Consider the following 926-nt stretch of genomic DNA (forward strand, 5'->3'; position numbering starts at 1 on the left):
ACCCCTTCACTAAAGTATAGGGCTGCCGGATGACGGCTTGAAAGCGGTCAATATTTTGGTAGTAAATCCACCTAGGGAGTATCGTGAAAATATTGATGGTGAATATGTTGATATTGCAATGGAGAAAGCCGAAAATTTAGCTAATGAATTAAGCAGGAGTATTAACCTTATACATGAGCATCTTGTATTGCTTTTGGTTGGGGAACAAAAACAATCCTTTGCATTTGGTAGAGCTTTGGCGATAAAAGCAGAAAATATACATGAGTTAATTAAAGAAGTAATGCTTATGCTTAGTGTTACTGAGAACCCAAATTTAAACTTTGCGCTAGGCTTACTCAGTGGAGTTTATCAAAAATCAGCAGATGATTGGAGTTGTTATCTTAAAATATTTTCAGAAAATCCAAAATTAATGGTTTTTTATCATGAAGTAATTCTTACAGGTCTCATTGAACAGTATCAGTTAAACACGCTATTGAATATTATAAAAAATGGTCAGTTATCTGCTCTTTCCGCCATAAATTTAAAATATGGTGGTGTTATTAAACATTTAAGAGAATCTGATATTTCAAGCTTTTGTCTTGATCTCGCAAAAGTCGATGCTGGTGGTCACTGGGTTGCTCTTGATATTATGTTTATGTATTGTTACGGGGATGACAATAAGTTTTACGCGACTAAAGACGCTTTAAGAATATTGGTTACGTCAGTTCCGTTAAATGCAAAATTTCGAGGCGGGCATTCTGACATGTACTACTGGAAAGAAATTATCAGTAAGATTTCAAAAACGGAAGGGTTAGATTTTGCCAAAGAGGTTTGTCAACAAATTATTGCGGCGACTGATGATAAGCTTGATTATGGTGATATTTGGGTTCTCAGTAACACTAAGCATAAGCATTACTTCTTTAATTAACTCATGTATATTTTCTGCT

Annotated in this window: 1 protein-coding gene; it reads left to right on the forward strand. The window is 34.7% G+C overall.

The genetic code is table 11. The features are described 5' to 3' along the window. The first annotated feature begins 37 nt into the window (after positions 1 to 37). Positions 38 to 907 carry a hypothetical protein gene (locus AADEFJLK_RS23705; protein WP_103976047.1) on the forward strand — a complete coding sequence of 290 codons (870 nt, stop codon included), beginning with the start codon at positions 38 to 40 and terminating at the stop codon, positions 905 to 907. The last annotated feature ends 19 nt before the right edge of the window (positions 908 to 926 follow it).

This window comes from Methylovulum psychrotolerans, assembly GCF_002923755.1.
Taxonomy (GTDB): Bacteria; Pseudomonadota; Gammaproteobacteria; order Methylococcales; family Methylomonadaceae; genus Methylovulum; species Methylovulum psychrotolerans.